Here is a 23,743-nt window from a genome sequence, read left to right on the forward strand (position 1 = left end):
GCGCGTCGGTGACCTATCGGCTCGCCATGCCTTATGGCAGCGGTTACCAACCTTCTCGCGGGCCGGGGAGTGTTCAAACAAAGGATGAGGCTATGGTTCAAGTTCGCAAACTGGTGTTAGCAATAGCGGCCGCCTCGGCGCTGTCCTCCGGTATGGCGCAGGCGCTGCAGCTGGGGGAGATGACCCTCAAGTCGAAGTTGAACCAGCCGTTGTCGGTGGAAATCGAATTGCTCGATGTCGGTGGCCTCACCGCGTCCGAGATCACACCGAGCCTGGCGTCGTCCCAGGCGTTTGTGGACGCGGGTGTCGATCGCCAGGCGTTCCTCAATGACCTGACGTTTACCCCGGTCATCAACCCGAACGGCCGCAGTGTGGTGCGTGTCACCTCCAGCAAGCCGCTGCCCGATTCCTACGTGCGTTTCCTGTTGCAGGTGCAATGGCCCAATGGCCGCCTGATGCGCGACTACAGCGTGCTGCTCGACCCGGCCAAGTTTGACCAGTCGGCACCTGCACCGACAGCAGCGCCTGCGCCCGTCGTGCGCGCGAACACGCCGGCGAGTACCGCACCTGCTGTCAGCAAACCGGCCCAGCACACCACGACATCACGCGATACTTTGTGGGAAATTGCCGAGAAGAACCGCAATGGCGCGTCGGTGCAGCAAACGATGCTGGCCATCCAGGCGCTTAATCCGGATGCCTTCATCGACGGCAACATCAACCGCCTGAAAACCGGCCAGGTCCTGCGCCTGCCGGATCGTGTGCAAGCCACCAGCCTGCCGCAATCGAAGGCCATTGCCGAGGTGACCGCGCAGAACAATGCCTGGCGCCAGGGCCGTCGCGCGGCGACGAACCCGGTGGCCGGCAAGCAGCAACTGGACGCCACCAAGCGGACCCAGGCGGGCAGTGCCCCATCGACGACCAACGCCCAAGACAATTTGAGCCTGGTCTCGGCCGAGTCCGCCAAGAAAGGCGCGAAGGGCAAGGCGGGTGACAACCGTGCCCTGAGCGACAAGCTGGCGATGACTCAGGAACAACTGGACACCACCCGTCGCGACAACGAAGAACTGAAAAGCCGCGCGGCCGACCTGCAAAGCCAGTTGGACAAGCTGCAAAAGCTGATCCAGCTGAAAAATGATCAGCTGGCGCGCTTGCAGGCCGAAAAAGGCGACCCGGCTGCTGCTGCTCCTGCGACGGCAGCGATGCCGGCTCAGTTGGCCAACGCTCCGGCCGCCGCGGCACCTGCCACGCCTGCGCCTGCAACCCCGGAGGCCGCTGCGCCGGCCCCCGAGCCGATCAAGCCGCAAGCCGCGCCTGCCACGACCGAAGACAAATTCAATGACCTGCTGACCAACCCGATCGTGCTCGGCGTGGTCGGCGGTGCGGCAGGCCTGGTGGTGTTGTTGCTCCTGCTGCTGTGGGCGCGTCATCGCAATGCTCGCCGCGAAGAGGAAAAACACCTGCGCATGGCGCGGGCGCTGGCGGAGGAGCCGGAGTTCACCTCCAACCTCGATCATGACCTGCCACCGGACAGCTTCGAAGGCCTGGAGGTACCTGCTCCCAATGTAAAGCTGGCAGCGGCCCCAACCCCCGCCCCGGTGGTTGAGGAGCCGGTAATCACACCAACCGTGGCCTCCGTGCTCGCACCGTTGGCCGTTGCAGTGGCGCCGATGAATTCCAGCGATGCCTTGGCTCAGGCCCAGTCCCATATCGATCGCGGCCACCTGAACCAGGCCGCCGATGTGCTGGAGCAGGCGATCAAGCACGAGCCAAAGCGCAGCGACCTGCGTTTGAAGCTGATGGAAGTCTACGGCCTGCAAAACGATAAGGACGGTTTCGTGACCCAGGAGCGTCAACTGGTGGCCAATGGTGAAAACCATGCCCAGGTTGAGCAGCTCAAGTCGCGCTTCCCGGCCATGGCCGTGTTGGCAGCCGGTGTCAGTGCCGCGGTTGCCGCCGCTGCGCTGGACGCCCAGTACGTCAAGGACCTGCTGGAAGACAAGCCGGCCGCACCGGCGCCGACGCCAGCCCCTGAGGCAGATGCGTTCGACACCGACTTCGACCTGAGCCTGGACGACCTGGAGGCCGCTTCCCCGGCTGTGGTCAATCCGGATGATGAGTTGAGCTTTGAGTCGGTGCTGCAACAGCAGACCGAAGCCAAGGCCAGCCCGGACGACCTGTCGGACTTTGACCTGGACCTGCAACTGGACGCGCCGACCTCTGTGCAGTCCGATGACGACTTCCTTTCGGGTCTTGAAGACCAGATGAAGGACGTGCCAGCCGTTGAGCCGCCGACCCTCACACCGGCTGCGCTGGACGATTTCGACCTGCCGGAAGACTTCGACCTGTCCCTGGCCGATGAGCCAGAGACGCCTGCTGCCGCCAAGCCTGATGCATTTGCGTCGGAACTGGATGACGTCAACGCTGAATTGGATCGTCTGTCCCAGAGCCTGGAACACCCGCCTATCGAGCCGTCCTTCACTGCTGAAGACGCGGCGCTGGGGGGCGATGAGCCGGAGTTCGATTTCCTCTCCGGCACCGATGAGGTCGCGACCAAGCTGGACCTGGCACAGGCCTATATCGATATGGGGGATGCCGACGGCGCGCGGGATATCCTCAGCGAAGTGCTGACCGAGGGTGACGAGGCCCAGCGCGGCGAGGCCAAGGAAATGCTCGGCCGACTGGCGTAACAGGCATTTGCTGACGCAACGGCGGCCTTCGGGTCGCCGTTTTGCATTTTAGGAGCCGGCTTGCCGGCGATAGCCCCGACTCGGTTTGGCTGCAAAGACCGCGTCGCTTGCATCGCAGGCAAGCCAGCTCCCACACAAATCGGCATAATGGCTACCTTTGCGCAACTCATCAGGCTCTCAGTTCTTGGCAAATATAGATAACCCGGCCGCCGAAATGGCGGCCGCAGGCTTTTACCGCATCGCCCTGGGCGTGGAATACAAAGGCTCGCGCTATCGCGGCTGGCAGCGCCAGGCCTCGGGTGTGCCCACGGTGCAGGAAACCCTGGAAAACGCCTTGTCGAAGGTCGCCGACTCGCCAATCTCGCTGATGTGCGCCGGGCGCACGGATGCCGGCGTTCACGCCTGTGGCCAGGTGGTGCACTTCGATACCCAGGCCGAGCGCTCGATGAAGGCGTGGGTCATGGGCGCTAATATCAATTTGCCCCATGACGTCAGCGTCAGTTGGGCCAAGGTCATGCCTGCGCACTTTCATGCGCGCTTCAAGGCCATCGCCCGGCGTTACCGCTACGTGATCTACAACGATCAGATCCGCCCGGCGCACCTCAACGAAGAAATCACCTGGAACCACCGCCCGTTGGACGCCGACCGCATGGCCGAGGCCGCGCAGTATCTGGTGGGTGTGCATGACTTCAGTGCGTTCCGTGCCGGCCAGTGCCAGGCCAAGTCGCCGATCAAGGAAGTCCACCACCTGCGGGTGACCCGCCACGGCAAGATGATCGTGCTGGATATCCGCGCCGGAGCGTTCCTGCACCATATGGTGCGCAACATCGCGGGTGTACTGATGACTATCGGCACGGGCGAGCGCCCGGTGGAGTGGGCCAAGGAAGTGCTGGAAAGCCGGATCCGCCGTACCGGTGGCGTGACGGCTCACCCCTTTGGCCTGTACCTGGTGGACGTGGAGTACCGCGACGAGTTCGAATTGCCGGATCGTTTCATCGGGCCGCACTTCCTCACCGGCTTCAGCGAACTTGGCGGCTGACGCCCGGAAAAGCTTTTGTTACCATCCGGGACTTTATCGGTCCGATGCCAGAGGTTTTTACGACATGTCCGCCGTTCGCAGCAAGATTTGCGGGATTACCCGCATAGAAGACGCGCTGGCGGCAGTCGAGGCGGGGGCGGATGCCATCGGTTTCGTGTTTTATGCCAAGAGCCCGCGCGCGGTGAATGTGTTGCAGGCGCGGGCGATCATCGCGGCACTGCCACCGTTCGTGACCACCGTGGGGTTGTTCGTCAACGCCAGCCGCTGCGAACTCAACGAAACCCTGGATGCCGTGCCGCTGGACATGCTGCAGTTTCACGGTGACGAAAGCCCTGACGAATGCGAGAGCTACCAGCGCCCGTACATCAAGGCGTTGCGCGTCAAGGCCGGCGACGATATCGCGGCGGCGTGCGCCGCTTACACCGGCGCTCGCGGGATTTTGCTGGACACCTATGTCGAAGGCGTACCCGGCGGTACCGGCGAGGCGTTCGACTGGTCGCTGATTCCCGAGGGGCTGAGCAAGCCGATCATCCTGGCGGGCGGGCTCAACCCCGCGAATGTCGGGGCTGCGATCGAGCAGGTGCACCCGTATGCCGTGGATGTCAGCGGTGGGGTGGAGCAGGGCAAGGGCATCAAGGATCACAGCAAGATTCGCGCATTCATGCAGGCCGTGCGCAACAGCAGTGGAGGGATGTGACGGCTGGCAGTCTGCCGCCGTCCATAACTACCACTGTGTGAAACAGCACCGGCGCCGCCTGCGGGAGGCCCGGAAATGAAGTGGCAACCTTGCACTGGCAGGTTGTCTGGAAGGCTGAGGATATGTGCAGGAAATGGCCGGTCGAACACCTGACCCCGTCCTGCATGCATCATCGCCACATATGAATTTAGCTCAAGGGCATACGCGGGGCTGTGTTCAAGCCACCGGTACTGGAGAAAGAAAGCATGAGCAACTGGTTAGTAGACAAACTGATCCCTTCGATCATGCGTTCCGAGGTGAAGAAAAGCTCGGTTCCTGAAGGTCTGTGGCACAAGTGCCCATCCTGCGACGCGGTGCTGTACCGCCCGGAGCTGGAAAAGACCCTGGACGTTTGCCCCAAGTGCAACCACCACATGCGTATCGGCGCCCGCGCCCGCATCGACATCTTCCTGGATGCCGAAGGCCGTAACGAGCTGGGTGCTGACCTGGAGCCGGTTGACCGTCTCAAGTTCCGCGACAGCAAGAAGTACAAGGACCGTCTGGTCGGTGCGCAGAAGCAGACCGGCGAGAAAGACGCGCTGATCTCCGTCAGCGGCAAGCTGCTGGGCATGCCAGTCGTCGTTTCGGCGTTCGAGTTCTCGTTCATGGGCGGCTCCATGGGTGCCATCGTCGGTGAGCGCTTTGTGCGCGCTGCCAACTACGCCCTGGAAAACCGTTGCCCGATGATCTGCTTCGCCGCCTCCGGTGGTGCGCGCATGCAGGAAGCCCTGATCTCCCTGATGCAAATGGCCAAGACCTCTGCGGTACTGGCGCGTCTGCGTGAAGAAGGCATCCCGTTCATCTCCGTGCTGACCGATCCGGTCTACGGCGGCGTTTCCGCCAGCCTGGCGATGCTGGGTGACGTGATCGTTGGCGAGCCAAAGGCCCTGATCGGCTTTGCTGGCCCGCGTGTGATCGAGCAGACCGTGCGTGAAAAACTGCCGGAAGGCTTCCAGCGCAGCGAGTTCCTGCTGGAGCACGGCGCGATCGACCTGATCATCCCGCGTGGCGAACTGCGCCCGCGCCTGGGTAACTTGCTGGCACAGATGATGGGCCTGCCGACGCCTGTCTACGTTGCGCCTAAAGTCGAACCCATCGTTGTGCCACCGGTGCCAGCAAACCTATGACCCAACGTACCCTGGGCGAATGGCTCGCCTACCTTGAGCAGTTGCATCCGTCCGCCATCGACATGGGCCTGGAGCGCTCGCAACAGGTAGCGGCCCGCCTCGGGTTGGGCCGCCCGGCACCGCGAGTGATCACGGTGACCGGCACCAACGGCAAAGGCTCTACCTGCGCCTTTGTCGCCGCGCTGCTGCAAGCCCAAGGGCTGAAAGTGGGCGTGTACAATTCCCCGCACCTGCTGCGTTACAACGAGCGGGTGCAGCTCAATGGCGTCGAGGCCACTGACGCGCAACTCTGCGAAGCCTTCGCCGCACTCGATGCCGGGCGTGGCGAGATTTCCCTGACCTACTTCGAAATGGGCACCCTGGCGGCGTTCTGGCTGTTCGAGCGTGCCCGGTTGGATGTGGTCGTGCTGGAAGTTGGCCTGGGCGGGCGCCTGGACACGGTCAATGTGGTGGACGCCGACCTGGCGTTGATCACCAGCATTGGTGTGGATCACGCTGATTACCTGGGCAATACCCGCGAATCCGTGGCTTTTGAGAAGGCTGGGATCTTCCGCTCGGGCAAACCGGCGCTGTGTGGTGATCTTGACCCGCCGCACACCTTGCTCGACAAGGTGCGTGAGCTGGATTGCCCGTTCTTCCTGCGCGGCCGCGAATTCAACCTGGAGATCGGTGATCAGCACTGGCAATGGCGTGGACGTGATGCGCGCGGCCAGGCTGTCGAGCTGCGCGACCTGCCATTACTGAACCTGCCGATGGAGAACGCCGCGCTGGCACTGCAGGCTTATCTGCTGCTGGACCTGCCGTGGAATGCCGAGCAGATCGCCGCCACCTTGCTGGCGACTCGCGTGGTGGGGCGTCTGGATCGTCGTGAGTTCGAATGGCAGGGCAAGCGCCTGAACCTGTTGCTGGACGTGGGGCACAACCCCCATGCCGCCGAGTACCTGGCGCAACGCCTGTCCCGAACGCCGCCGGTGGGGCGTCGCCTTGCAGTGTTTGGCTTGCTGGCCGACAAGGACCTGGAGGGCGTGGTCGCGCCTTTGCTGGGCAATGTCCAGGCCTGGGCTGTAGCACCGCTGGATACGCCGCGCAGCCGCCCGGCCGCCGAGCTGGAAGTGGCGTTGCAGAACCTTGGTGCGCCGGTGGCGTCGTATGCAAGCGTCACCGCGGCGCTTGAAGCGCAGTGTGCGGTGGCAACGGCCGAGGACGAAATCCTGTTGTTCGGATCATTTTATTGTGTTGCCGAGGCGCTTGAGTGGTTGGCCCGGCGCTCCACGGAGGAAGCTGCACATGGCATTACTGGATAGCGCATACAAGCAGCGAATGGTCGGAGCCCTGGTTCTGGTGGCGTTGGCGGTGATTTTTCTGCCGATGCTGTTTTCCCGCCAGGACGAGCAGCGCCAGGTGGTCGTAGAAGCCCCGGCTGCGCCCCAGGCGCCCGCTGTGCCTCAGGTGCAGGTTGAGCCGGTGGTGGTGCCCGAACCTCAGGCGTTGCCGGAAGAAGAGCCGGTGCCGACCGATGCGGAAGTGGCCGCCCAGCAACCGCCGTCTGCGCCTGTGCAGCCGAGTGTGCCAGTGGTCAAGCCGGCGCCTGCTGCGCCGGTGGCTGCGGCCAAGCCCGCTGCCCCGGCACCTGCACCCAAGCCCGTAGCGCCGCAACCGGCTGCGCCGGGTAAGCCGGATGTGGGGCAGAGCCGCATCGACCCGAATGGCTTGCCGATCAGTTGGTCCATCCAGGTTGCCAGCCTGGGCAACCGTGAAGGTGCCGATGCCTTGCAGAAAAAGCTGCGCAGCCAGGGCTATAACGCTTATATCCGCAGTGCTGATGGCAAGAACCGCGTTTTTATCGGGCCGCTGATCGAGCGTGCCGAGGCGGACCGCCTGCGGGACCTACTGGATCGCCAGCAGAACCTGAAGGGTTTCGTCACCCGTTTCCAGCCTGAGCGCGGTTAATACCGCCAGCCTCTGGTTGGAATGCAAGCCAAATGTGGGAGCTGGCTTGCCTGCGATGACGGTGGGTCAGTCAACAGTGATGTTGAATGTGCCAGCCCCATCGTAGGCAAGCCAGCTCCCACATTGGTTTTGGGGTGAGGTTGAAATCGGATATTCCAACCCCAACCTATTGATTTGCAAAGCAGCCGTAATCACAGCTTACCGATAGCCCAGCGCTCTGCTAAAATGCGCCGCCTCATCTGTCCGTAGGCTGCACTGTGCCATTTACCTGGGTTGATTGGGCGATCGTTGCCATCGTCGCCATCTCCGCTTTGATCAGTCTAAGCCGCGGCTTCGTAAAAGAAGCACTGTCGTTGCTGACCTGGATCATCGCAGGAGTCGTAGCCTGGATGTTCGGCGGTTCACTGTCGGTCTACCTGGCCGGATACATCGAGACACCTTCGGCTCGCGTCATCGCGGGCTGCGCCATCATGTTCATCGCCACGCTGCTGGTGGGGGCAATGGTCAATTATCTTATTGGCGAGTTGATACGTGTCACCGGCCTCTCCGGGACCGATCGATTTCTCGGCATGGCCTTCGGCGCCGCACGTGGTGGCTTGCTGGTGGTTGTGGCGGTCGGGCTGTTGAGCCTCGGGCCAGTACAGCAGGATTCGTGGTGGCAAGAGTCTGTGCTCGTGCCAAAATTTCTATTGGTTGCAGATTGGTCCAAGAACCTCATATTGGGGTGGAGCAGTCAGTGGCTGGCCAGCGGAATCAGCGTACCCGCTGACCTTCCGTTCAAGGAACACCTCTTACCGGCCAAAACGCCTCAGTAAGTTGTGTTCAGTCAAGATTCATTAAGTAGGGGTTGCGTCGCATGTGTGGCATCGTCGGTATCGTCGGTAAGTCGAACGTCAATCAGGCGCTGTATGACGCGCTAACCGTCCTCCAGCACCGCGGCCAGGACGCTGCCGGTATTGTGACCAGCCACGACGGCCGGTTATTCCTGCGCAAGGACAATGGCCTGGTTCGTGACGTGTTCCATCAGCGTCACATGCAGCGCCTGGTCGGGCACATGGGCATTGGCCATGTGCGTTATCCGACTGCCGGTAGCTCGACTTCGGCCGAAGCTCAACCGTTTTACGTCAACTCGCCTTACGGCATCACCCTGGCGCACAACGGCAACCTGACCAACGTTGAACAGCTGGCCAAGGAGATTTACGAATCTGACCTGCGCCACGTTAACACCAGCTCCGACTCGGAAGTGCTGCTTAACGTGTTCGCCCACGAGCTGGCCCAGCGCGGCAAGCTGCAACCAACCGAAGAAGACGTGTTTGCCGCCGTGACCGACGTGCACAACCGTTGCGTCGGTGGCTACGCTGTCGTGGCCATGGTCACCGGTTATGGCATCGTTGGTTTCCGTGACCCCCACGGCATCCGCCCGATCGTGTTCGGCCAGCGTCACACCGACGAAGGCGTGGAGTACATGATCGCCTCCGAAAGCGTGTCCCTGGACGTGCTGGGTTTCACCCTGATTCGCGACCTCGCGCCGGGCGAAGCGGTGTACATCACCGAAGACGGCAAGCTGCACACCCGTCAGTGCGCCGTGGCACCGAAACTCACCCCGTGCATCTTCGAACACGTCTACCTGGCGCGTCCGGATTCGATCATCGACGGCGTTTCGGTCTACAAGGCGCGCCTGCGTATGGGCGAGAAGCTGGCCGAGAAGATCCTGCGCGAGCGCCCTGAACACGACATCGACGTGGTGATCCCGATTCCGGACACCAGCCGTACCGCTGCGCTGGAGCTGGCCAACCACTTGGGCGTCAAGTTCCGCGAAGGCTTCGTGAAGAACCGCTACATCGGCCGTACCTTCATCATGCCGGGCCAGGCAGCGCGCAAGAAGTCGGTGCGTCAGAAGCTCAACGCCATCGAGCTGGAATTCCGCGGCAAGAACGTGATGCTGGTGGATGACTCCATCGTACGCGGCACCACCTGCAAGCAGATCATCCAGATGGCCCGCGAAGCCGGTGCGAAGAACGTGTACTTCTGTTCCGCAGCGCCAGCCGTGCGTTACCCGAACGTTTACGGCATCGACATGCCGAGCGCCCACGAGCTGATCGCTCACAACCGTTCGACCCAGGACGTGGCTGACCTGATCGGCGCCGACTGGCTGATCTACCAGGACCTGCCGGACCTGATCGAAGCGGTCGGCGGTGGCAAGATCAAGATCGAGCAGTTCGACTGCGCCGTGTTCGACGGCAAGTACGTGACCGGTGACGTCGACGAGGCTTACCTGAACAAGATCGAGCAGGCGCGTAACGACTCCTCGAAGATCAAGACCCAGGCGGTCAGCGCGATCATCGATCTGTACAACAACTGAGTAGACACCGGCCCTGAGGGGCCGGTTTTGTATCTTAAATAAAGAATTGAGTAAGGAGTGGCAGCATGAGTCAGGAATGGGATGCCGGTCGGTTGGACAGCGACCTCGATGGCGTAGCTTTCGATACCCTGGCTGTGCGCGCTGGCCAGCACCGCACCCCGGAAGGTGAGCACGGTGATCCGATGTTCTTCACCTCCAGCTATGTGTTCCGCACCGCGGCCGATGCGGCTGCGCGGTTTGCCGGTGAAGTGCCGGGCAACGTCTATTCGCGCTACACCAACCCGACCGTGCGTGCGTTCGAAGAGCGTATCGCGGCGCTGGAAGGGGCTGAGCAGGCGGTTGCCACGGCAACCGGCATGGCAGCGATCCTGGCAGTGGTAATGAGCCTGTGCAGCGCGGGCGACCATGTGTTGGTGTCGCGCAGCGTGTTCGGCTCGACCATCAGCCTGTTCGAAAAGTATTTCAAGCGCTTCGGTATCGAAGTGGACTACGTGCCCCTGGCGGACTTGTCTGGCTGGGATAAGGCGATCAAGGCCAATACCAAGCTGCTGTTCGTCGAGTCGCCGTCCAACCCGCTGGCTGAACTGGTAGATATCGCCGCGTTGTCCGAAGTGGCTCACGCCAAGGGCGCGATGCTGGTGGTCGACAACTGCTTCTGCACGCCTGCGCTGCAACAGCCGTTGAAGCTGGGCGCGGACATCGTCGTGCACTCGGCCACCAAGTTCATCGACGGCCAGGGTCGTTGCATGGGCGGTGTGGTGGCCGGTCGCAGCGAGCAGATGAAAGAAGTCGTCGGCTTCCTGCGTACCGCTGGCCCGACCTTGAGCCCGTTCAACGCTTGGATCTTCCTCAAAGGCCTGGAAACCCTCAACCTGCGGATGAAGGCCCATTGCGCCAACGCCCAGGCGCTGGCCGAGTGGCTGGAGCAGCAGGACGGTATCGAGAAGGTGCATTACGCCGGCCTCAAGAGCCACCCGCAGCACGAGTTGGCCCAGCGCCAGCAGCGTGGCTTCGGTGCGGTGGTGAGCTTTGAAGTGAAGGGCGGCAAAGAGGGCGCCTGGCGCTTTATCGACGCCACGCGGCTGATCTCCATTACCGCCAACCTGGGTGACAGCAAGACCACCATTACCCATCCGAGCACCACGTCCCACGGGCGTCTGGCGCCGGCGGAGCGTGAAGCGGCCGGTATCCGCGACAGTCTGATCCGCATCGCGGTCGGCCTGGAAGATGTGGTCGACCTGCAGGCTGACCTGGCTCGCGGGCTGGCAGCCTTGTGATCGAGTGGTCCATGGAAGCAGCGACGGCCAGTAACGGCCGTGTAGCGTTGGTGACAGGCGCCGCGCGGGGCATCGGCCTCGGTATCGCGGCGTGGCTGATCAGTGAAGGCTGGCAGGTGGTGTTGACCGACCTGGACCGCGAGCGCGGTGCCAAGGTGTCCAAGGTGCTGGGCGACAACGCCTGGTTTATCACCATGGACGTGGCTGACGAGAAACAGGTGGCCCAGGGCGTTGCCGAGGTGCTCGGCCAGTTCGGGCGCCTGGATGCGTTGGTGTGCAACGCTGCAGTGGCTGACCCGCACAACATCACCCTGGAAAGCCTCGACCTGGCTTACTGGAACCGGGTGCTGGCGGTGAACCTGAGCGGGCCGATGCTGCTGGCCAAGCACTGTGCGCCGTACCTGCGTGCTCACGGCGGGGCGATCGTCAACCTGGCCTCGACCCGCGCCCGTCAATCGGAACCGGACAGCGAAGCCTATGCGGCGAGCAAGGGTGGCTTGCTGGCCCTGACTCACGCACTGGCCATGAGCCTGGGGCCGGAAGTGCGGGTCAATGCCGTCAGCCCGGGCTGGATCGACGCGCGTGACCCGGCTGCACGCCGTGCCGAGCCGTTGAGCGATGCTGATCATGCTCAGCATCCGGCGGGCCGGGTGGGCACGGTGGAGGATGTTGCAGCGATGGTCGCGTGGTTGCTGTCGCGCCAAGCCGGGTTTGTCACCGGGCAAGAGTTTGTGGTGGACGGTGGCATGAGCAAGAAGATGATTTACAGCGAGTGAGGCGGGTGGCCGTCTTGAAGTAATTTTGTCTTTTTCAGAAAAACTTCAAGCAGGGTATTGACTTAGGTCCGTTACCTGCGTAAATTTCGCGGCCTCAACGAAGCAAAGGGTGATTAGCTCAGCTGGGAGAGCATCTGCCTTACAAGCAGAGGGTCGGCGGTTCGATCCCGTCATCACCCACCACTTCTTGAGAGTTTTGCCCCAGGGCAAGACGCAACGTTAAAGGTTGCACCGACGCGCAGCGGTAGTTCAGTCGGTTAGAATACCGGCCTGTCACGCCGGGGGTCGCGGGTTCGAGTCCCGTCCGCTGCGCCATATTTTCCAGGTCTGATTTGTCGGGCTTGAGATTGAACAGCCAAGGCTGATTGATCAGATGTTTAAAGACGGTTGAGCGGTTTCGCTCAATCAGTCAAGCGATACGCAGCGGTAGTTCAGTCGGTTAGAATACCGGCCTGTCACGCCGGGGGTCGCGGGTTCGAGTCCCGTCCGCTGCGCCATATCTGCATCAAGGCCCACTGAACGCCTTGAAGCACAAAGAAAGCCTCTGGCTACTTTGATCCGATAGCAAAGACCCTGGTCGAAAGACCGGGGTTTTTTGTTTCTGCGATTTGATCAATACGGTCTGTAGGAGCCCGCTTGCGGGCGATGGCGATTTCATGGATGCCATCGCCCGCAAGCGGGCTCCTACAGGGTTGAGTTAGAAACCTAACTTGTCGCGCAGGCCGTAATACCAGGCACCCATGGCGGCAAACGGTGTGCGCAAGAGTTGCCCGCCCGGGAACGGGTAGTGCGGCAGGTCGGCAAACGCATCAAAACGCTCTGCCTGGCCTCTGAGCGCTTCGGCCAGTACCTTTCCTGCCAGGTGCGTGTACGTCACGCCATGGCCGCTGCAGCCCTGTGAATAGTAGATGTTGTCGCCCAGGCGACCCACTTGCGGCAAACGCGACAGGGTCAGCAGGAAGTTGCCGGTCCAGGCGTAGTCAATCTTCACATCCTTGAGCTGCGGGAAGGCCTTGAGCATCTTCGGACGAATGATCGCTTCGATGTTGGCCGGGTCGCGCGCGCCATACACCACGCCGCCGCCGAAGATCAGGCGCTTGTCGCGGGTGAGTCGGTAGTAATCGAGCAGGTAGTTGCAGTCTTCGACGCAGTAATCCTGCGGCAGCAGCGTTTTAGCCAGCTCATCACCCAGCGGCGCGGTGGTGATGACTTGCGTGCCGCAGGGCATGGACTTGGCCGCCAGCTCCGGCACCAGGTTCCCGAGATACGCGTTGCCCGCGACAATGATGAACTTGGCTCTGACCTTGCCTTCTGCGGTGTGCACCACAGGGTTCGCGCCGCGATCGATGCGCACGGCGGCCGATTGCTCGTAGATGGTGCCGCCCAGGGATTCAACGGCCGCCGCTTCGCCCAGTGCCAGGTTGAGCGGGTGGATGTGGCCGCCGCTCATGTCCAGCAGGCCGCCGACATAGTTGTCGCACGCCACCACTTCGCGGATACGGCGTTCGTCCAGCAGCTCCAGTTGTGTGTGCCCGTAGCGCTCCCACAGGCGCTTCTGCGACTCCAGGTGGCCCATGTGCTTGCTGTTAAGGGCGGCGAACACGCCGCCGTCCTTCAGGTCGCACTGGATCTGGTACTTGGCGACCCGCTCGCGAATGATCTTGCCGCCTTCAAACGCCATCTGCCCCAGCAGTTGCGCCTGCTTCGGGCCGACGCTGCGCTCGATCACGTCGATATCGCGGCTGTAGCTGTTGACGATCTGCCCGCCATTGCGGCCCGAAGCGCCAAACCCCACCTTGGCGGCTTCCAGGACCGTGACGCGAAAACCGTTCTCCAGCAGGAACAGTGCACTGGAAAGGCCGGTGTACCCAGCGCCAATCACGCACACATCGGTTTCGACGTCCCCTTGCAGCATTGGGCGAGGCGGGACCGCATTGGCGGACGCGGCGTAATACGACTGGGGGTAGGGGGTGTTCGCCATCCTGGAACCTCTGTTTTATATTTTTTACGAGTGCCCAGATCCTACCTGAGTTGAAAATTGCCTGCCAGCCACCCGAAAACCACGGGCGTACCCTACGCAAATAAAAAATTCGCATATTCATAGGGTTAGCTGCAAAAAAGATGTTGACACCCCTTCGGAATTCCGTAGAATGCCGCCTCACAGCAGGCACGTAGCTCAGTTGGTTAGAGCACCACCTTGACATGGTGGGGGTCGTTGGTTCGAGTCCAATCGCGCCTACCAAACAAAATCCGCTCTGCTGGGCGGTCTAGAAGGGCTCACCGAAAGGTGGGCCCTTTTTTGTTGCCTGTGATTTGGCCAAGCGGCTCCCTTGGCCTTAATCACCAATATCGGTTGCTACAGGAGAGTCAGCAGAAAAGCGTAGCCACCGACAGCAGGCAGATGATTTGCACCACCATTTGGCAGCGTATTTCACCATTCGTTGTCGCCATTCCCATTTGTCCGGCGTACATAGCGGCTACCCTCTTTGTCGGCAACAGTGCCGTCAGCGATGCGCGGGAACGCGCAAGACCTGAATTGAGTATAGGTCTGTAACGGAATTCGTCATTGTTGGGCTGGCACTGTGCCTGCGATCAATGATGCCTAAGTGCTATCACCCATGTACAATCGCCCTCGACCGATACCCGGTCGAGCCAATGACGGCGATAGGGAGTGGTAGCTATGAGCGTTCGGATTGCGTTTGGGGTTGCAGCATTGGTGATGTTGGCAGGTTGTGCCACTAGCCGCTCGGAAGTGGATGTCAATGTTGCACCGTTGAATGCCTCGCAGGCGGCTGCCTCCAGCAATGGCAAGAAAGTGCTGATTAGCACCGTCGATGATCGCGTCTTCCAGATCTCCCCTCGCAGCCCTGATACCCCCTCCCTGAAAAACGATGAAGTGACGGACAAGTCGATCACCGAGCGTGCCATTGCGCGTAAGCGCAACAGCTACGGCCAGGGCCTGGGCGATGTGCTGCTGCCGTCGGGTCGCACCGTGTCCCAGCTGGTCAACGAATCGGTCGCGGCGGCCTACAAGCAGGCCGGTTACCAGGTAGTGACCGAGCCGGGCGCAGCCGATGCGACAGCCGTGAAGGTGCACATCGTTGAGTTCTGGTCGTGGTTCACCCCCGGATTCTTCTCCGTCGACGTCAGCAACAAGTCTCACCTGCGCATCGAAACGCCGGGCGCCACTGAGTTGAATGTGGTCACCCGTAAAAACGAAAGCATGCAGGCAGTGACTGAAAACGACTGGAAGAAGATCACCGAGGCCGGTTTGCAGGAAGTGTCGCGTGAGACACTCAAGCAGCTCTGACCTTGGATAAAAAATGGGCCAACCGGGAGGTTGGCCCATTTTTGCTTCTGCCGTATGCCTCGCCTGCCGCTGAAGTCAGTGAGTCTGCGTCACCTTCTTCAAAAACCTCGGCTGATCGGGATTACGTCCGCGCGCCACCGCCAACTGCGCAGCACTCAGATAAAACCCCTGGATCATCGTGAACGGCTCCAGCAACGGGTGCGCCGTCGGTACGCTGGGCAGCAAGCCTTCGCAGACGGTGCCACGCGGGGCCACCACCAGCACCTGAGCACCGCGGGCGCGCATTTCTTCGGCAAACGCCAGGCTGCCCGGCTGCTCCGGGCCTGAGGGGGCAAAGACCAGCACGGGGTAGCCTTCCTCGATGATCTCCATCGGGCCATGACGCACTTCGGCACTGGAAAACGCCTCGGCCTGGATGCCGGAGGTTTCCTTCAATTTCAGCGCGGCCTCTTGCGCGATAGGCAAGGCTGCTCCTCGGCCGATCACGATCATTTTGTCGGCGCTCGCCAATACCGTGTGCAGCGCCGACCAGTCTTCGTTAGCCGCCTGGCGCATTTGCTCCGGCAGCGTTTGCAGCGCGCTGGTCAAACCGTTGTCGATGGCCAGCGCGTCGGCCAGGTAGGCCACGGTTTGAGCGCCCGCCATCAACATCGCCACATAGCTCTTGGTGGCGGCCACGCTTTGTTCCAGGCCGGCCGGCAACAGCACTTCATGATCGCTTACCGCCGCCAGCGGCGAGGCCGGTGTGTTGACCAGCGCCACCGAGCGCGCACCGCGTTGCTGCAGGTAGTGCACGCTGTCGATCAGGTCCGGGCTTTTGCCGGATTGGGAAAAGGCCGCGACCCACGCGTTTTTCAGGCGCAGCGGCGGCTGTTGCAGGCTGACCAGCGACAACGGAATCGACAGGCTAGGCACACCCACCTGGCTCATCAGGGCGTAGCTGAAATAGGCGGCTGCATGGTCCGAGCTGCCGCGTGCAACGGTGATCATCAGTTCGGGCAGCGCGTGGGCCCATTGCTGGCTCAGCGCACGCACGGCGCTGTCCTCGTCGAGCATGCGTTGCACGATCGCGGGGATGGACAGGGTTTCACTCAACATGAACGACATGATCAATCTCCAAGGGCGTCAATGGACTCGCCAGCGGCGATCAACTGGTGGGCGATGGCGTTTAAGCCGGCGGCGTCCATGGCCATGCTGAAGGCGCCCCAGAGCGGCGCATCGTGGGTGAAAAACGCGGTGGTGAGCGCGGGCGGGAAGGGCACCACGCGTTGGATCAATTGTTCAATCATCGGTGCCAACAGAGACGCCTGGCGGTACAGGCCACCGCCAATCGCGATGCGCTCCACATCCAGCGCTACCGCCAGGTTGGCGACCTGTACGGCACACGCGGCGATGCGCAATTCCAGGGCTTGGCGCACGTCGGGGTTGGCGCTGGCAAACAAATCCAGGGGCTGATGCCCGCTCCCGAGCATTTCGTCAGCCAAGCGGCTCAGCGCATTGCCGGAAAACAGTTCTTCCAGGGGGGCGTTGCCGGTCTGGAACGTGGCCCACTGCTCAGGGTGCGCCGGGTCGATAAAGGGCGAGAGCAGGTAGCCGATTTCCATCGCGGCGCCGTTGTGCCCGCGTATCAGCTTGCCATTGGCGATGGCGGCGGCAGAAAGCCCAGTGCCCAGGTTCAGGTAGATCGCGTTGTCGACACCGGCCAACGAACCCCAGCGCACTTCCGCCAGGGCGCCGGCCTTCACGTCGTTGTCGAGGGTCACGCACACGTTGCCGAATGCCCGGGCGATCAATACCTGCAAATCGAGCCCCTCGAAGCCTGGTGTGTTGGGCGCCATCAGCAAGGTCGGGCCGCGGACCACGCCGGGGAACACCGCGGCCACGCTCAGCACTTGGGCACTGTCGAATTCCGCCACGCAGTCGCGCGCGGCGTCGAGGATGCGCTGCAAAGCCGGCACGCCAGACAAACCGTCGGCGTGGGTGGCGAGGATCCGCGTATTCATACGCTGGCGAGCGGTGTCGTAGCAGGCCACCTGCGTCTTGGTGCCGCCCACGTCGATCGCCAGTAGCAAGCCTTGCCGGGGCGCCGCAGCGCCCGTTGATTCGATGGTTTCGTGCATTGCATTGATCACTTATTGAAAGGCCACAACCGCTGGACCCGTGCCCAGAACAGATAGGCCACGCTGCCGGCCAGCACCCACACCAGTGACCACTGAATAGGGTAGGCGCCGGGCGCATTGTGGTTGGACGCCATATAGATATAGACCCAGCCCAGCAACGCAATCAGCGCAGGCACCGGGTAGAGCCACATTTTGTAAGGCCGTGCCAGGTGCGGCTTGGTCTTGCGCAGCACCAGCAAGGAGACGATCTGCGCCACCGACTGCACCAGGATCATCACCGCCGTCAGCAGTTGGATCAGCGTGTTCAAGTCAGTCAGCCGTCCGATCATGAAACCCACGGAGGTCAGCAGGCCCATGCTCAAGATGCCCCAGGTGGGGAACTCATGCTTGGGGTGGGTCTTGCTGAAAGCACTGAAGAACACGTTGTCCTTGGCCGCTTCGAAGGGCACGCGGGAGCCGCCGAGCAAGCCGGCGAACACCGAGGCAACGGCGGTGATCAGGATCAGCACGGTAACAATGCCCGCAGCGGTGCTACCCCAGGTTTCGCTGAGCACCACGGAGGCGACGGATTTGTACGCAGCAGATTCCGGATCGAGCATGCGGTGCCAGTCCACCACGCCCAGCACACCCACTTGCATCACCAAGTAGATAGTCAGGATCCCAACGATCGACAGGATGATCGACTTGGGAATCACCCGCCCGGGCTGCTCGACTTCACCCGCCAGGTAGGCCGAGGTGTTGTAGCCCAGGTAGTCATAGATGCCGATGGTCAGGCCACCGGCCATGCCAAACCAGAAACCGCTGTCGGCCAGGTTGAACGCGCCTTCCGGGAAAGTGAACGCCAGGTCGGCGTGAAAGTTGGACAGCGCGGCAGCGATCAGCGCGCCGATGCTGACCAGCATGATCACCCACAGCACGATGCTCAATTTGGCGATGGATTCGATTTTGCGCCAAAGCATGACGATGATCAGCCAGATGACAGCCAGACCGATCAGGTTGCCAGCCGTCGGGCTCATGTCGGGCCAGAACCAGGTGAGGTATTGCACGAAGCCGATGATGCCGGTGGACATGATCAGCGGGATAAACAGCATCGCCGTCCACACGAACAGAAATGGCAGCAGCTTGCCGGTGCGTTTGCCAAAGGCTTCGCGCAGGTAAACGTAAGTGCCGCCCGCACCCGGCAGCGACGCACCGAGTTCGGCCCAGACCAGCCCGTCACACAGCGCCAACAGCGCGCCGAGAATCCAGCCCAGGTAGGCCTGGGGCCCACCCATGATCACGATCATGGCCGGGATGGTAATGAAGGGACCCACGCCGCACATCTGGCTCATGTTCAGGGTGATGGCGGGGAATAGGCCGATTTTGCGTTTGCCGTTGGGCAAATCCGGATCGACGGGTGTCAGCGTGCTCATGGGGACGACCTCTTGTTCGAGTGACAGACGCGTGAGGGCAGATTGCAAAAGGGCCTGCTTGCCATCGAGGGTGCTGTCGACCCGTCATTGTTTTTATGGGGCGTAACCGGCATTCGCAGCGGGTGCGAGAGACCGAGGCGCCTAGAAAACCACAGCAAGAGTATTAATTCAACTTGATTTAATTAATCGCCTGCACGGATTATCGCCCCATGAAAAACCTCCCGAACACACGCACCGTCACCACCGGCACCAACGCCGAACACGCCCGTTTGCATAATCGTCGGGTGATTCTCGAAGCCATTCGCCAGAGCGGGCGCCTGACCCGTGCTGACCTCACACGGCTGACCTCGCTGACTGCGCAGACGATTTCCAACATCGTCACCGAGTTGCAGGAGGAGGGCGTGCTGCTGGCCCACGCGGCCGAGAAGGGTGGGCGAGGCCAGCCGCCGGTGCCGCTGTCCCTGAACCCTGAGGGCGGCTATTCCATCGGTTTTCATATCGAGCAGCACCGCATCATTGGCGTATTGCTAAACCTGCTCGGCGAGACGGTGACTCAAGCCACCCTGACGGTCAGCTACCCCACCTTCGAGCAGGCGCTGCCGCTGATCCTGGACCATGTGAAAGGTTTTCGGCAGCATCGACCGGGCGCGCGCTTTCTTGGCGTGGGCATCGCGTTGCCCGGGCCTTTCAGCGTCGAGGGCATGACGGCCGTGGGGCCGACGGCGATGTCCGGCTGGGACGATCCAGGTATCCCGCTGCGCTTGCAGCAAGAGGTCGGCCTGCCGGTGCTGATTGAAAACGACGCCACCGCCGCGACCATGGGCGAGCGCCTGTACGGTATCGCCAGCGATCTGAACAATTTCGTGCATTTGTTCATCGGCAGCGGGCTTGGCGCAGGTCTTTACCTGGGTAACCGTTTGTATTCCGGCCATTGGCACAATGCCGGTGAGATCGGTCACATGACGGTCATCCCGGGGGGCAAGGCGTGTTTTTGCGGCAACCAGGGATGCCTGGAGCGCTACATTTCGATCGCTGCATTGCTCGAGCACCTGGGATATCCCGCCGATCATGACCTCGGCACCTGGGACGCCAACGATCAGGTGCTCAACGCGCGCGTAGAGGGTTGGCTGGATGAGGCGGTGCCAGCGCTGCGCCAAGCGATCAACATTCTTGAGTCGGTGCTCGACCCGCAGACTATCTTGATCAGCGGCTTTCTGCCCGACGCCATTCTGGCGCGTTTGATCACCCGCCTTGAGCCCTTGAGCCGTTCGATCAGCAGCCGTTCGGGCCGTCAGTATCCGCGCATTCAGATGGGCGCTGCGGGGCAAGATGCGGTGGCGCTGGGGGCGGCCGCCCTGATGATCCTGGCCGAGATCAGCCCTGACTATGAGGCGTTGCTCAAGCCGGAGTGAGGAGGGGCGTTCGCTGATGACCTTCAGGCCATCAGCGAGGCTTTCTTGCAGGCGAATTACTTGGCCTTGGCGCTCTTGATGTCGCTGATCAATTGCTTGGCAATCGCCTGCACTTGTTTCTGGGTCATGGCCGAGGCAATCCCTTCCCAGGCGGACGACTCCGTGTTGTAGGTGCGTGAGCCGATGGGCGCACCGGATTTCAGGTCAGAAAAGTCAGCACGCGAGAATACCCAGGCGTTACCCACCAGGGCGCCGGCCACGTAGCGCGAACCCGGTTCGATGTAGCGGAACTTGCTGACGTTGATGCTGATGCCAACGCCGTCTGTGGCACCGGTGGTGACTGACGGGCTTTCGGTAATATTGAAGCCGGCTTGGCGAGCTTCGACCGCCAGTGCGTTATTCCAGTCCCGCTTGAGCAGGTTCCAGTCGGGGTTCTGCTCCACCTGGTTTTCGCCTTTGATGCTGACGACGAGGTTCTGCTTGGCCGATTCGGGGATGGCCAGCGCTTCACTACCGCCGCTTTTTACCTTGGCGGCGCAACCACCCAGCATGGACAGGGCTACAGCACACGAGAGAGCGATCAAGACCTTTGGGGCTTTCATTGAATTTCCATATCCACAGCAGGTTGGGGCGCCGGTGTCGGCACCGCACCCGAGAATCGGGCGGCGCTACGATGCTCGACCACCCGGTTGTTTGTCCACATCTTGTTACGTTCAGCCCTGCAATCGCCCACAAGAATTATTGGTTTGCAGCAACAATTTTTCTTGTTGGACACCCCCCGCCCCCAAGCAGCAAAGTTGCCGCCACTGACGCTCGACCTTCAAGGTCAACAATAAAAACCGCGCCGGGCTGCACGCCACTTTCATGCTGTGAACCCTTGGTTCACAACCTGCTATCACGGCGCCGCAGCGCGCATTCAGGACCTCATCGTCATGCAAACTGTTGTGAACCTATGGCCGTTGATCGGCGTACTCGTCATCGTGGTTGGCTTTGTCTTGCGCTTCAATCCGCTGCTGGTGGTCACCGCAGCGGCCATCGCCACCGGGCTGGCGGCGCAGTTTCCGCTGGAGAAAATTCTCTCCAGCATGGGTGAAGGTTTCCTTCAGACCCGCGCCCTGCAACTGATCCTGTTATTGCCCCTGGCGGTCATTGGCCTGCTGGAGCGCCATGGCCTGCGCTTGCATGCGCAGAACTGGATTGCGCGGTTCGAGCGTGCGACCGTCGGGCGCTTGTTGATCATCTACCTGTTTGTACGCGAATCCACCGCGGCCATGGGCTTGACCAGCCTGGGTGGCCACCCGCAAATGGTGCGCCCGTTGCTGGCGCCGATGGCGGAAGGTGCGGCGGAAAAACGCTATGGCAAGCTGCCTGATAAACTGCGCCACAAAGTGCTGGCCATGTGCGCGGCGACCGACAACGTCGGCCTGTTTTTTGGCGAGGACATCTTCGTCGCCTTTGGTGCGATTGCACTGATGCACACCTTCCTGCTGGGCTCCGGCATCGACGTGGAGCCGCTGCACATTGCCGTGTGGGGCATTCCGACGGCGATCTGCGCTTTCATCATCCATGCGATCCGCCTGCATCGATTTGACCGAAGGCTCACCCGCGACATGACGCCGGCAGCCACCTCAGTGGAGGCTGCGCAATGATCATCTCCATTCAATACCTGTACTGGCTGGCCGGTGTGTTGCTGCTGATCACGGCGGGCATGATCCTGCTGGATCGAACCCACCCTAAACGCTGGTCTACCGCGCTGTTCTGGTTACTCTTCGCCATTCCGTTTTTGGTGGGCGAGCGCCTGCCGCCGGTGGTTATTGGGGTTGGCGTGGTGGTGATGGCGCTGATCGCAGGGTTGGGTGGTGTAGGGCGCGGGGCCCATGGCCCATTGCACGACAAGGCTGCCCGCGCCAGTGCTGGTCGCCTGGGCCACAAACTGTTTATCCCGGCGCTGGCGATTCCGTTGACCACGGTGATTGGTTCAGTGCTGCTCAAGAACACCCAAATCGGCGGTGTGCCGTTGCTGGACCCGAAGAACACCACGTTCGTCTCCCTGGGCATTGGCTGCCTGATCGCCCTCGGCCTGGCGTGCTGGCTGACCCGTGACACGCCGGTGCAAGCCCTGCGCGAGTCACGACGCCTGACCGAAGCCTTGGGCTGGGCCATGGTGCTGCCGCAGATGCTGGCCATGCTCGGGCTGTTGTTCAACGAGGCCGGGGTCGGCACGGCGGTGGCGCATGTCACCACCACTTACATCAACCTGGATTTCAAGCTGGTGGCGGTGATGGTCTATGTGCTGGGCATGGCCTTGTTCACCGTGATCATGGGCAACGGCTTTGCCGCGTTCCCGGTGATGACCGGTGGCGTGGGTGTCCCTGTGCTGGTGGGGATCTATGGTGGTAACCCGGCGGTGATGGCTGCGATCGGCATGTTCTCCGGCTACTGCGGTACGCTGATGACGCCGATGGCGGCCAACTTCAACATCGTGCCGGCAGCGTTGCTCGAGTTGCCCGACAAGAATGCCGTGATCAAGGCGCAGCTGCCGACCGCCTTGATGATGCTGGTGGTCAATATTGTCCTGCTCTACCTGTTGATGTGAGGCTAACGATGCACACTGTTTTGCTGACGGGCTTTGAGCCCTTTGATCAAGACCCGGTGAATCCTTCTTGGGAAGCGGTTCGCCAACTGGATGGAGTGCAAGTAGGGAGCGACATGCAGGTTGTTGCGCGTCGCTTGCCCTGTGCGTTTGCCACGGCGGGAGACTGCCTGATCCAGTTGATCGATGAGCTGCGACCGTCGATGGTCATTGCGACGGGCCTGGGGCCTGGGCGCAGCGATATCTCCGTTGAGCGAGTGGCAATCAACCTCAACGATGCGCGAATCCCGGATAACCTGGGTGCGCAGCCAATTGATACGGCCGTGGTGCCTGATGGCCCGGCTGCCTATTTTTCCACGTTGCCGACCAAGGCCATGGTCAAGGCTGTGCGTGAGTCGGGCATTGCCGCGTCAGTCTCGCAAACGGCAGGGACGTTTGTGTGCAACCAGGTGTTCTATCGATTGCAACATGCACTGGTTGGGTCGGGCGTACGCAGTGGGTTTATTCATGTGCCGAACCTGCCGGAGCAGGTGATGGGATCGGGGCAGCCTTCGATGGCGCTGGGAACGTTGGTTGAAGGGTTACGGGTGGCACTCCTGGCGGCGTGGCGAACAACAGTGGATATCAGTGAAACGGGCGGGCAGGTCAGTTGACCAGCCCGCAGGGGCTCAACTTGTCAGAAGTCGGGTCAAGCCGAAAGTAATAGCGCAGGCCAGTCCTGTCATCGCGAAGGCTGTGGCTACATACCATTTGATGAGGTTGAGCTCGGTCGTCGCGAGGTCTGCCCGCGTGGCGAAGTGTTTTTCTGAGGAATCTGTTCTGCTTGATACGGCGATCAGCTTCTCTTTCATTTCCGCCAGCCCCTTTTCAAGTAAGCCCAATCTTTTTTCCACGCCCGAACCTCCTCCATTTCCCCCACCGCCTCTGCCTTGAGCCGGCACG

At 61.6% G+C, this 23,743-nt stretch carries 21 protein-coding genes and 4 tRNA genes; 19 read left to right on the forward strand and 6 right to left on the reverse strand.

All coding sequences use genetic code 11. From position 1 onward, the window contains the following. Positions 1-92 precede the first annotated feature (92 nt). The 13 genes from AC07OV_RS22665 to AC07OV_RS22725 all read left to right on the forward strand — a co-directional run bounded on the left by AC07OV_RS22665 (position 93) and on the right by AC07OV_RS22725 (position 12,451). The gene (locus AC07OV_RS22665; RefSeq protein ID WP_495093020.1) at positions 93-2,687 is read left to right on the forward strand and encodes a FimV/HubP family polar landmark protein; all 2,595 of its coding nucleotides are present in this window, start codon (positions 93-95) and stop codon (positions 2,685-2,687) included. 214 nt (positions 2,688-2,901) lie between these two features. Next, entirely contained in the window at positions 2,902-3,726 is an 825-nt protein-coding gene (gene truA / locus AC07OV_RS22670; protein ID WP_494999052.1) for a tRNA pseudouridine(38-40) synthase TruA, read from the forward strand. A gap of 64 nt (positions 3,727-3,790) precedes the next feature. Further along, on the forward strand, positions 3,791-4,423 hold the full coding sequence (locus tag AC07OV_RS22675; protein WP_494999049.1) for a phosphoribosylanthranilate isomerase: 633 nt from the start codon (positions 3,791-3,793) through the stop codon (positions 4,421-4,423). Between the two features lie 245 nt (positions 4,424-4,668). Beyond that, positions 4,669-5,589 (forward strand): acetyl-CoA carboxylase, carboxyltransferase subunit beta, encoded by a 921-nt coding sequence (gene accD / locus AC07OV_RS22680; protein WP_016976632.1) that lies wholly within the window; start codon positions 4,669-4,671, stop codon positions 5,587-5,589. Further along, positions 5,586-6,893, forward strand: coding sequence for a bifunctional tetrahydrofolate synthase/dihydrofolate synthase (folC, locus tag AC07OV_RS22685; protein WP_495093021.1), 1,308 nt, complete (start codon positions 5,586-5,588; stop codon positions 6,891-6,893). Before accD ends, folC begins: the two co-directional genes overlap by 4 nt. Further along, positions 6,877-7,539, forward strand: a complete 663-nt coding sequence (locus AC07OV_RS22690) for an SPOR domain-containing protein (protein ID WP_495093022.1) — start codon at positions 6,877-6,879, stop codon at positions 7,537-7,539. The genes folC and AC07OV_RS22690 overlap by 17 nt, the downstream gene beginning before the upstream one ends. A gap of 257 nt (positions 7,540-7,796) precedes the next feature. Then, the gene (locus AC07OV_RS22695; protein ID WP_003212681.1) at positions 7,797-8,354 is read left to right on the forward strand and encodes a CvpA family protein; all 558 of its coding nucleotides are present in this window, start codon (positions 7,797-7,799) and stop codon (positions 8,352-8,354) included. A 41-nt stretch (positions 8,355-8,395) separates the two neighbouring features. Then, positions 8,396-9,901 (forward strand): amidophosphoribosyltransferase, encoded by a 1,506-nt coding sequence (purF, locus tag AC07OV_RS22700; RefSeq protein WP_058426877.1) that lies wholly within the window; start codon positions 8,396-8,398, stop codon positions 9,899-9,901. 65 nt (positions 9,902-9,966) lie between these two features. After that, entirely contained in the window at positions 9,967-11,178 is a 1,212-nt protein-coding gene (locus AC07OV_RS22705) for an O-succinylhomoserine sulfhydrylase (RefSeq protein WP_176998729.1), read from the forward strand. An 11-nt stretch (positions 11,179-11,189) separates the two neighbouring features. Continuing rightward, positions 11,190-11,954 (forward strand): SDR family oxidoreductase, encoded by a 765-nt coding sequence (locus AC07OV_RS22710; protein WP_176998730.1) that lies wholly within the window; start codon positions 11,190-11,192, stop codon positions 11,952-11,954. Positions 11,955-12,061: 107 nt separating this feature from the next. Then, a tRNA-Val gene (locus AC07OV_RS22715) sits at positions 12,062-12,137 on the forward strand. Between the two features lie 55 nt (positions 12,138-12,192). Beyond that, a tRNA-Asp gene (locus AC07OV_RS22720) sits at positions 12,193-12,269 on the forward strand. 105 nt (positions 12,270-12,374) lie between these two features. Then, positions 12,375-12,451: transfer RNA gene (locus AC07OV_RS22725), tRNA-Asp, on the forward strand. Positions 12,452-12,651: 200 nt separating this feature from the next. On the opposite strand, the gene AC07OV_RS22730 is transcribed toward AC07OV_RS22725, so the two are convergent. Beyond that, the gene (locus tag AC07OV_RS22730) at positions 12,652-13,935 is read right to left on the reverse strand and encodes an NAD(P)/FAD-dependent oxidoreductase (RefSeq protein WP_494998512.1); all 1,284 of its coding nucleotides are present in this window, start codon (positions 13,933-13,935) and stop codon (positions 12,652-12,654) included. Between the two features lie 184 nt (positions 13,936-14,119). On the opposite strand from AC07OV_RS22730, the gene AC07OV_RS22735 reads away from it, so the two are divergent. Both AC07OV_RS22735 and AC07OV_RS22740 read left to right on the forward strand, forming a co-directional pair. Continuing rightward, positions 14,120-14,196: transfer RNA gene (locus tag AC07OV_RS22735), tRNA-Val, on the forward strand. 438 nt (positions 14,197-14,634) lie between these two features. Beyond that, positions 14,635-15,264, forward strand: coding sequence for a YajG family lipoprotein (locus AC07OV_RS22740; protein WP_495093023.1), 630 nt, complete (start codon positions 14,635-14,637; stop codon positions 15,262-15,264). A gap of 75 nt (positions 15,265-15,339) precedes the next feature. On the opposite strand, the gene AC07OV_RS22745 is transcribed toward AC07OV_RS22740, so the two are convergent. The 3 genes from AC07OV_RS22745 to AC07OV_RS22755 are packed head-to-tail and all read right to left on the reverse strand — an operon-like array spanning position 15,340 to position 18,796. Beyond that, positions 15,340-16,371, reverse strand: coding sequence for an SIS domain-containing protein (locus AC07OV_RS22745; RefSeq protein ID WP_495093024.1), 1,032 nt, complete (start codon positions 16,369-16,371; stop codon positions 15,340-15,342). Between the two features lie 2 nt (positions 16,372-16,373). Further along, positions 16,374-17,384, reverse strand: a complete 1,011-nt coding sequence (locus tag AC07OV_RS22750; RefSeq protein WP_495093025.1) for an ROK family protein — start codon at positions 17,382-17,384, stop codon at positions 16,374-16,376. 8 nt (positions 17,385-17,392) lie between these two features. Continuing rightward, positions 17,393-18,796: an APC family permease gene (locus AC07OV_RS22755; protein ID WP_494998516.1), complete on the reverse strand. Its 1,404-nt coding sequence runs from the start codon at positions 18,794-18,796 to the stop codon at positions 17,393-17,395. 209 nt (positions 18,797-19,005) lie between these two features. Here AC07OV_RS22755 and AC07OV_RS22760 point away from each other — a divergent pair, with 209 nt between their 5' ends. Then, the gene (locus AC07OV_RS22760; RefSeq protein WP_495093026.1) at positions 19,006-20,208 is read left to right on the forward strand and encodes an ROK family transcriptional regulator; all 1,203 of its coding nucleotides are present in this window, start codon (positions 19,006-19,008) and stop codon (positions 20,206-20,208) included. 56 nt (positions 20,209-20,264) lie between these two features. On the opposite strand, the gene AC07OV_RS22765 is transcribed toward AC07OV_RS22760, so the two are convergent. Then, positions 20,265-20,810, reverse strand: coding sequence for a hypothetical protein (locus AC07OV_RS22765; RefSeq protein WP_495093027.1), 546 nt, complete (start codon positions 20,808-20,810; stop codon positions 20,265-20,267). 330 nt (positions 20,811-21,140) lie between these two features. On the opposite strand from AC07OV_RS22765, the gene AC07OV_RS22770 reads away from it, so the two are divergent. From AC07OV_RS22770 to pcp, 3 genes are read left to right on the forward strand one after another with little or no spacing between them, the layout of a single operon-like run. Beyond that, entirely contained in the window at positions 21,141-21,857 is a 717-nt protein-coding gene (locus AC07OV_RS22770) for a DUF969 domain-containing protein (protein ID WP_494998519.1), read from the forward strand. After that, positions 21,854-22,804, forward strand: a complete 951-nt coding sequence (locus AC07OV_RS22775) for a DUF979 domain-containing protein (protein ID WP_494998520.1) — start codon at positions 21,854-21,856, stop codon at positions 22,802-22,804. The genes AC07OV_RS22770 and AC07OV_RS22775 overlap by 4 nt, the downstream gene beginning before the upstream one ends. Before the next feature lie 8 nt (positions 22,805-22,812). Beyond that, the gene (gene pcp, locus AC07OV_RS22780; protein ID WP_176998740.1) at positions 22,813-23,454 is read left to right on the forward strand and encodes a pyroglutamyl-peptidase I; all 642 of its coding nucleotides are present in this window, start codon (positions 22,813-22,815) and stop codon (positions 23,452-23,454) included. Between the two features lie 15 nt (positions 23,455-23,469). Here pcp and AC07OV_RS22785 read toward each other — a convergent pair whose 3' ends face one another. Beyond that, positions 23,470-23,694 carry a hypothetical protein gene (locus AC07OV_RS22785; RefSeq protein ID WP_176998790.1) on the reverse strand — a complete coding sequence of 75 codons (225 nt, stop codon included), beginning with the start codon at positions 23,692-23,694 and terminating at the stop codon, positions 23,470-23,472. Positions 23,695-23,743 lie beyond the last annotated feature (49 nt).

The organism is Pseudomonas sp. GW821-FHT09A09, assembly GCF_059418405.1.

Coding starts and splice junctions, on each gene's coding strand:
- AC07OV_RS22760 (WP_495093026.1), top strand. CDS start 19,006: ATGAAAAACCTCCCGAACACACGCACCGTCACCACCGGCACCAACGCC.
- AC07OV_RS22665 (WP_495093020.1), top strand. CDS start 93: ATGGTTCAAGTTCGCAAACTGGTGTTAGCAATAGCGGCCGCCTCGGCG.
- accD (WP_016976632.1), top strand. CDS start 4,669: ATGAGCAACTGGTTAGTAGACAAACTGATCCCTTCGATCATGCGTTCC.
- AC07OV_RS22770 (WP_494998519.1), top strand. CDS start 21,141: ATGCAAACTGTTGTGAACCTATGGCCGTTGATCGGCGTACTCGTCATC.
- AC07OV_RS22750 (WP_495093025.1), bottom strand. CDS start 17,384: ATGCACGAAACCATCGAATCAACGGGCGCTGCGGCGCCCCGGCAAGGC.
- AC07OV_RS22730 (WP_494998512.1), bottom strand. CDS start 13,935: ATGGCGAACACCCCCTACCCCCAGTCGTATTACGCCGCGTCCGCCAAT.
- AC07OV_RS22765 (WP_495093027.1), bottom strand. CDS start 20,810: ATGAAAGCCCCAAAGGTCTTGATCGCTCTCTCGTGTGCTGTAGCCCTG.
- AC07OV_RS22755 (WP_494998516.1), bottom strand. CDS start 18,796: ATGAGCACGCTGACACCCGTCGATCCGGATTTGCCCAACGGCAAACGC.
- purF (WP_058426877.1), top strand. CDS start 8,396: ATGTGTGGCATCGTCGGTATCGTCGGTAAGTCGAACGTCAATCAGGCG.
- folC (WP_495093021.1), top strand. CDS start 5,586: ATGACCCAACGTACCCTGGGCGAATGGCTCGCCTACCTTGAGCAGTTG.
- AC07OV_RS22690 (WP_495093022.1), top strand. CDS start 6,877: ATGGCATTACTGGATAGCGCATACAAGCAGCGAATGGTCGGAGCCCTG.
- truA (WP_494999052.1), top strand. CDS start 2,902: ATGGCGGCCGCAGGCTTTTACCGCATCGCCCTGGGCGTGGAATACAAA.
- pcp (WP_176998740.1), top strand. CDS start 22,813: ATGCACACTGTTTTGCTGACGGGCTTTGAGCCCTTTGATCAAGACCCG.
- AC07OV_RS22675 (WP_494999049.1), top strand. CDS start 3,791: ATGTCCGCCGTTCGCAGCAAGATTTGCGGGATTACCCGCATAGAAGAC.
- AC07OV_RS22740 (WP_495093023.1), top strand. CDS start 14,635: ATGAGCGTTCGGATTGCGTTTGGGGTTGCAGCATTGGTGATGTTGGCA.
- AC07OV_RS22745 (WP_495093024.1), bottom strand. CDS start 16,371: ATGTCGTTCATGTTGAGTGAAACCCTGTCCATCCCCGCGATCGTGCAA.
- AC07OV_RS22775 (WP_494998520.1), top strand. CDS start 21,854: ATGATCATCTCCATTCAATACCTGTACTGGCTGGCCGGTGTGTTGCTG.
- AC07OV_RS22710 (WP_176998730.1), top strand. CDS start 11,190: ATGGAAGCAGCGACGGCCAGTAACGGCCGTGTAGCGTTGGTGACAGGC.
- AC07OV_RS22705 (WP_176998729.1), top strand. CDS start 9,967: ATGAGTCAGGAATGGGATGCCGGTCGGTTGGACAGCGACCTCGATGGC.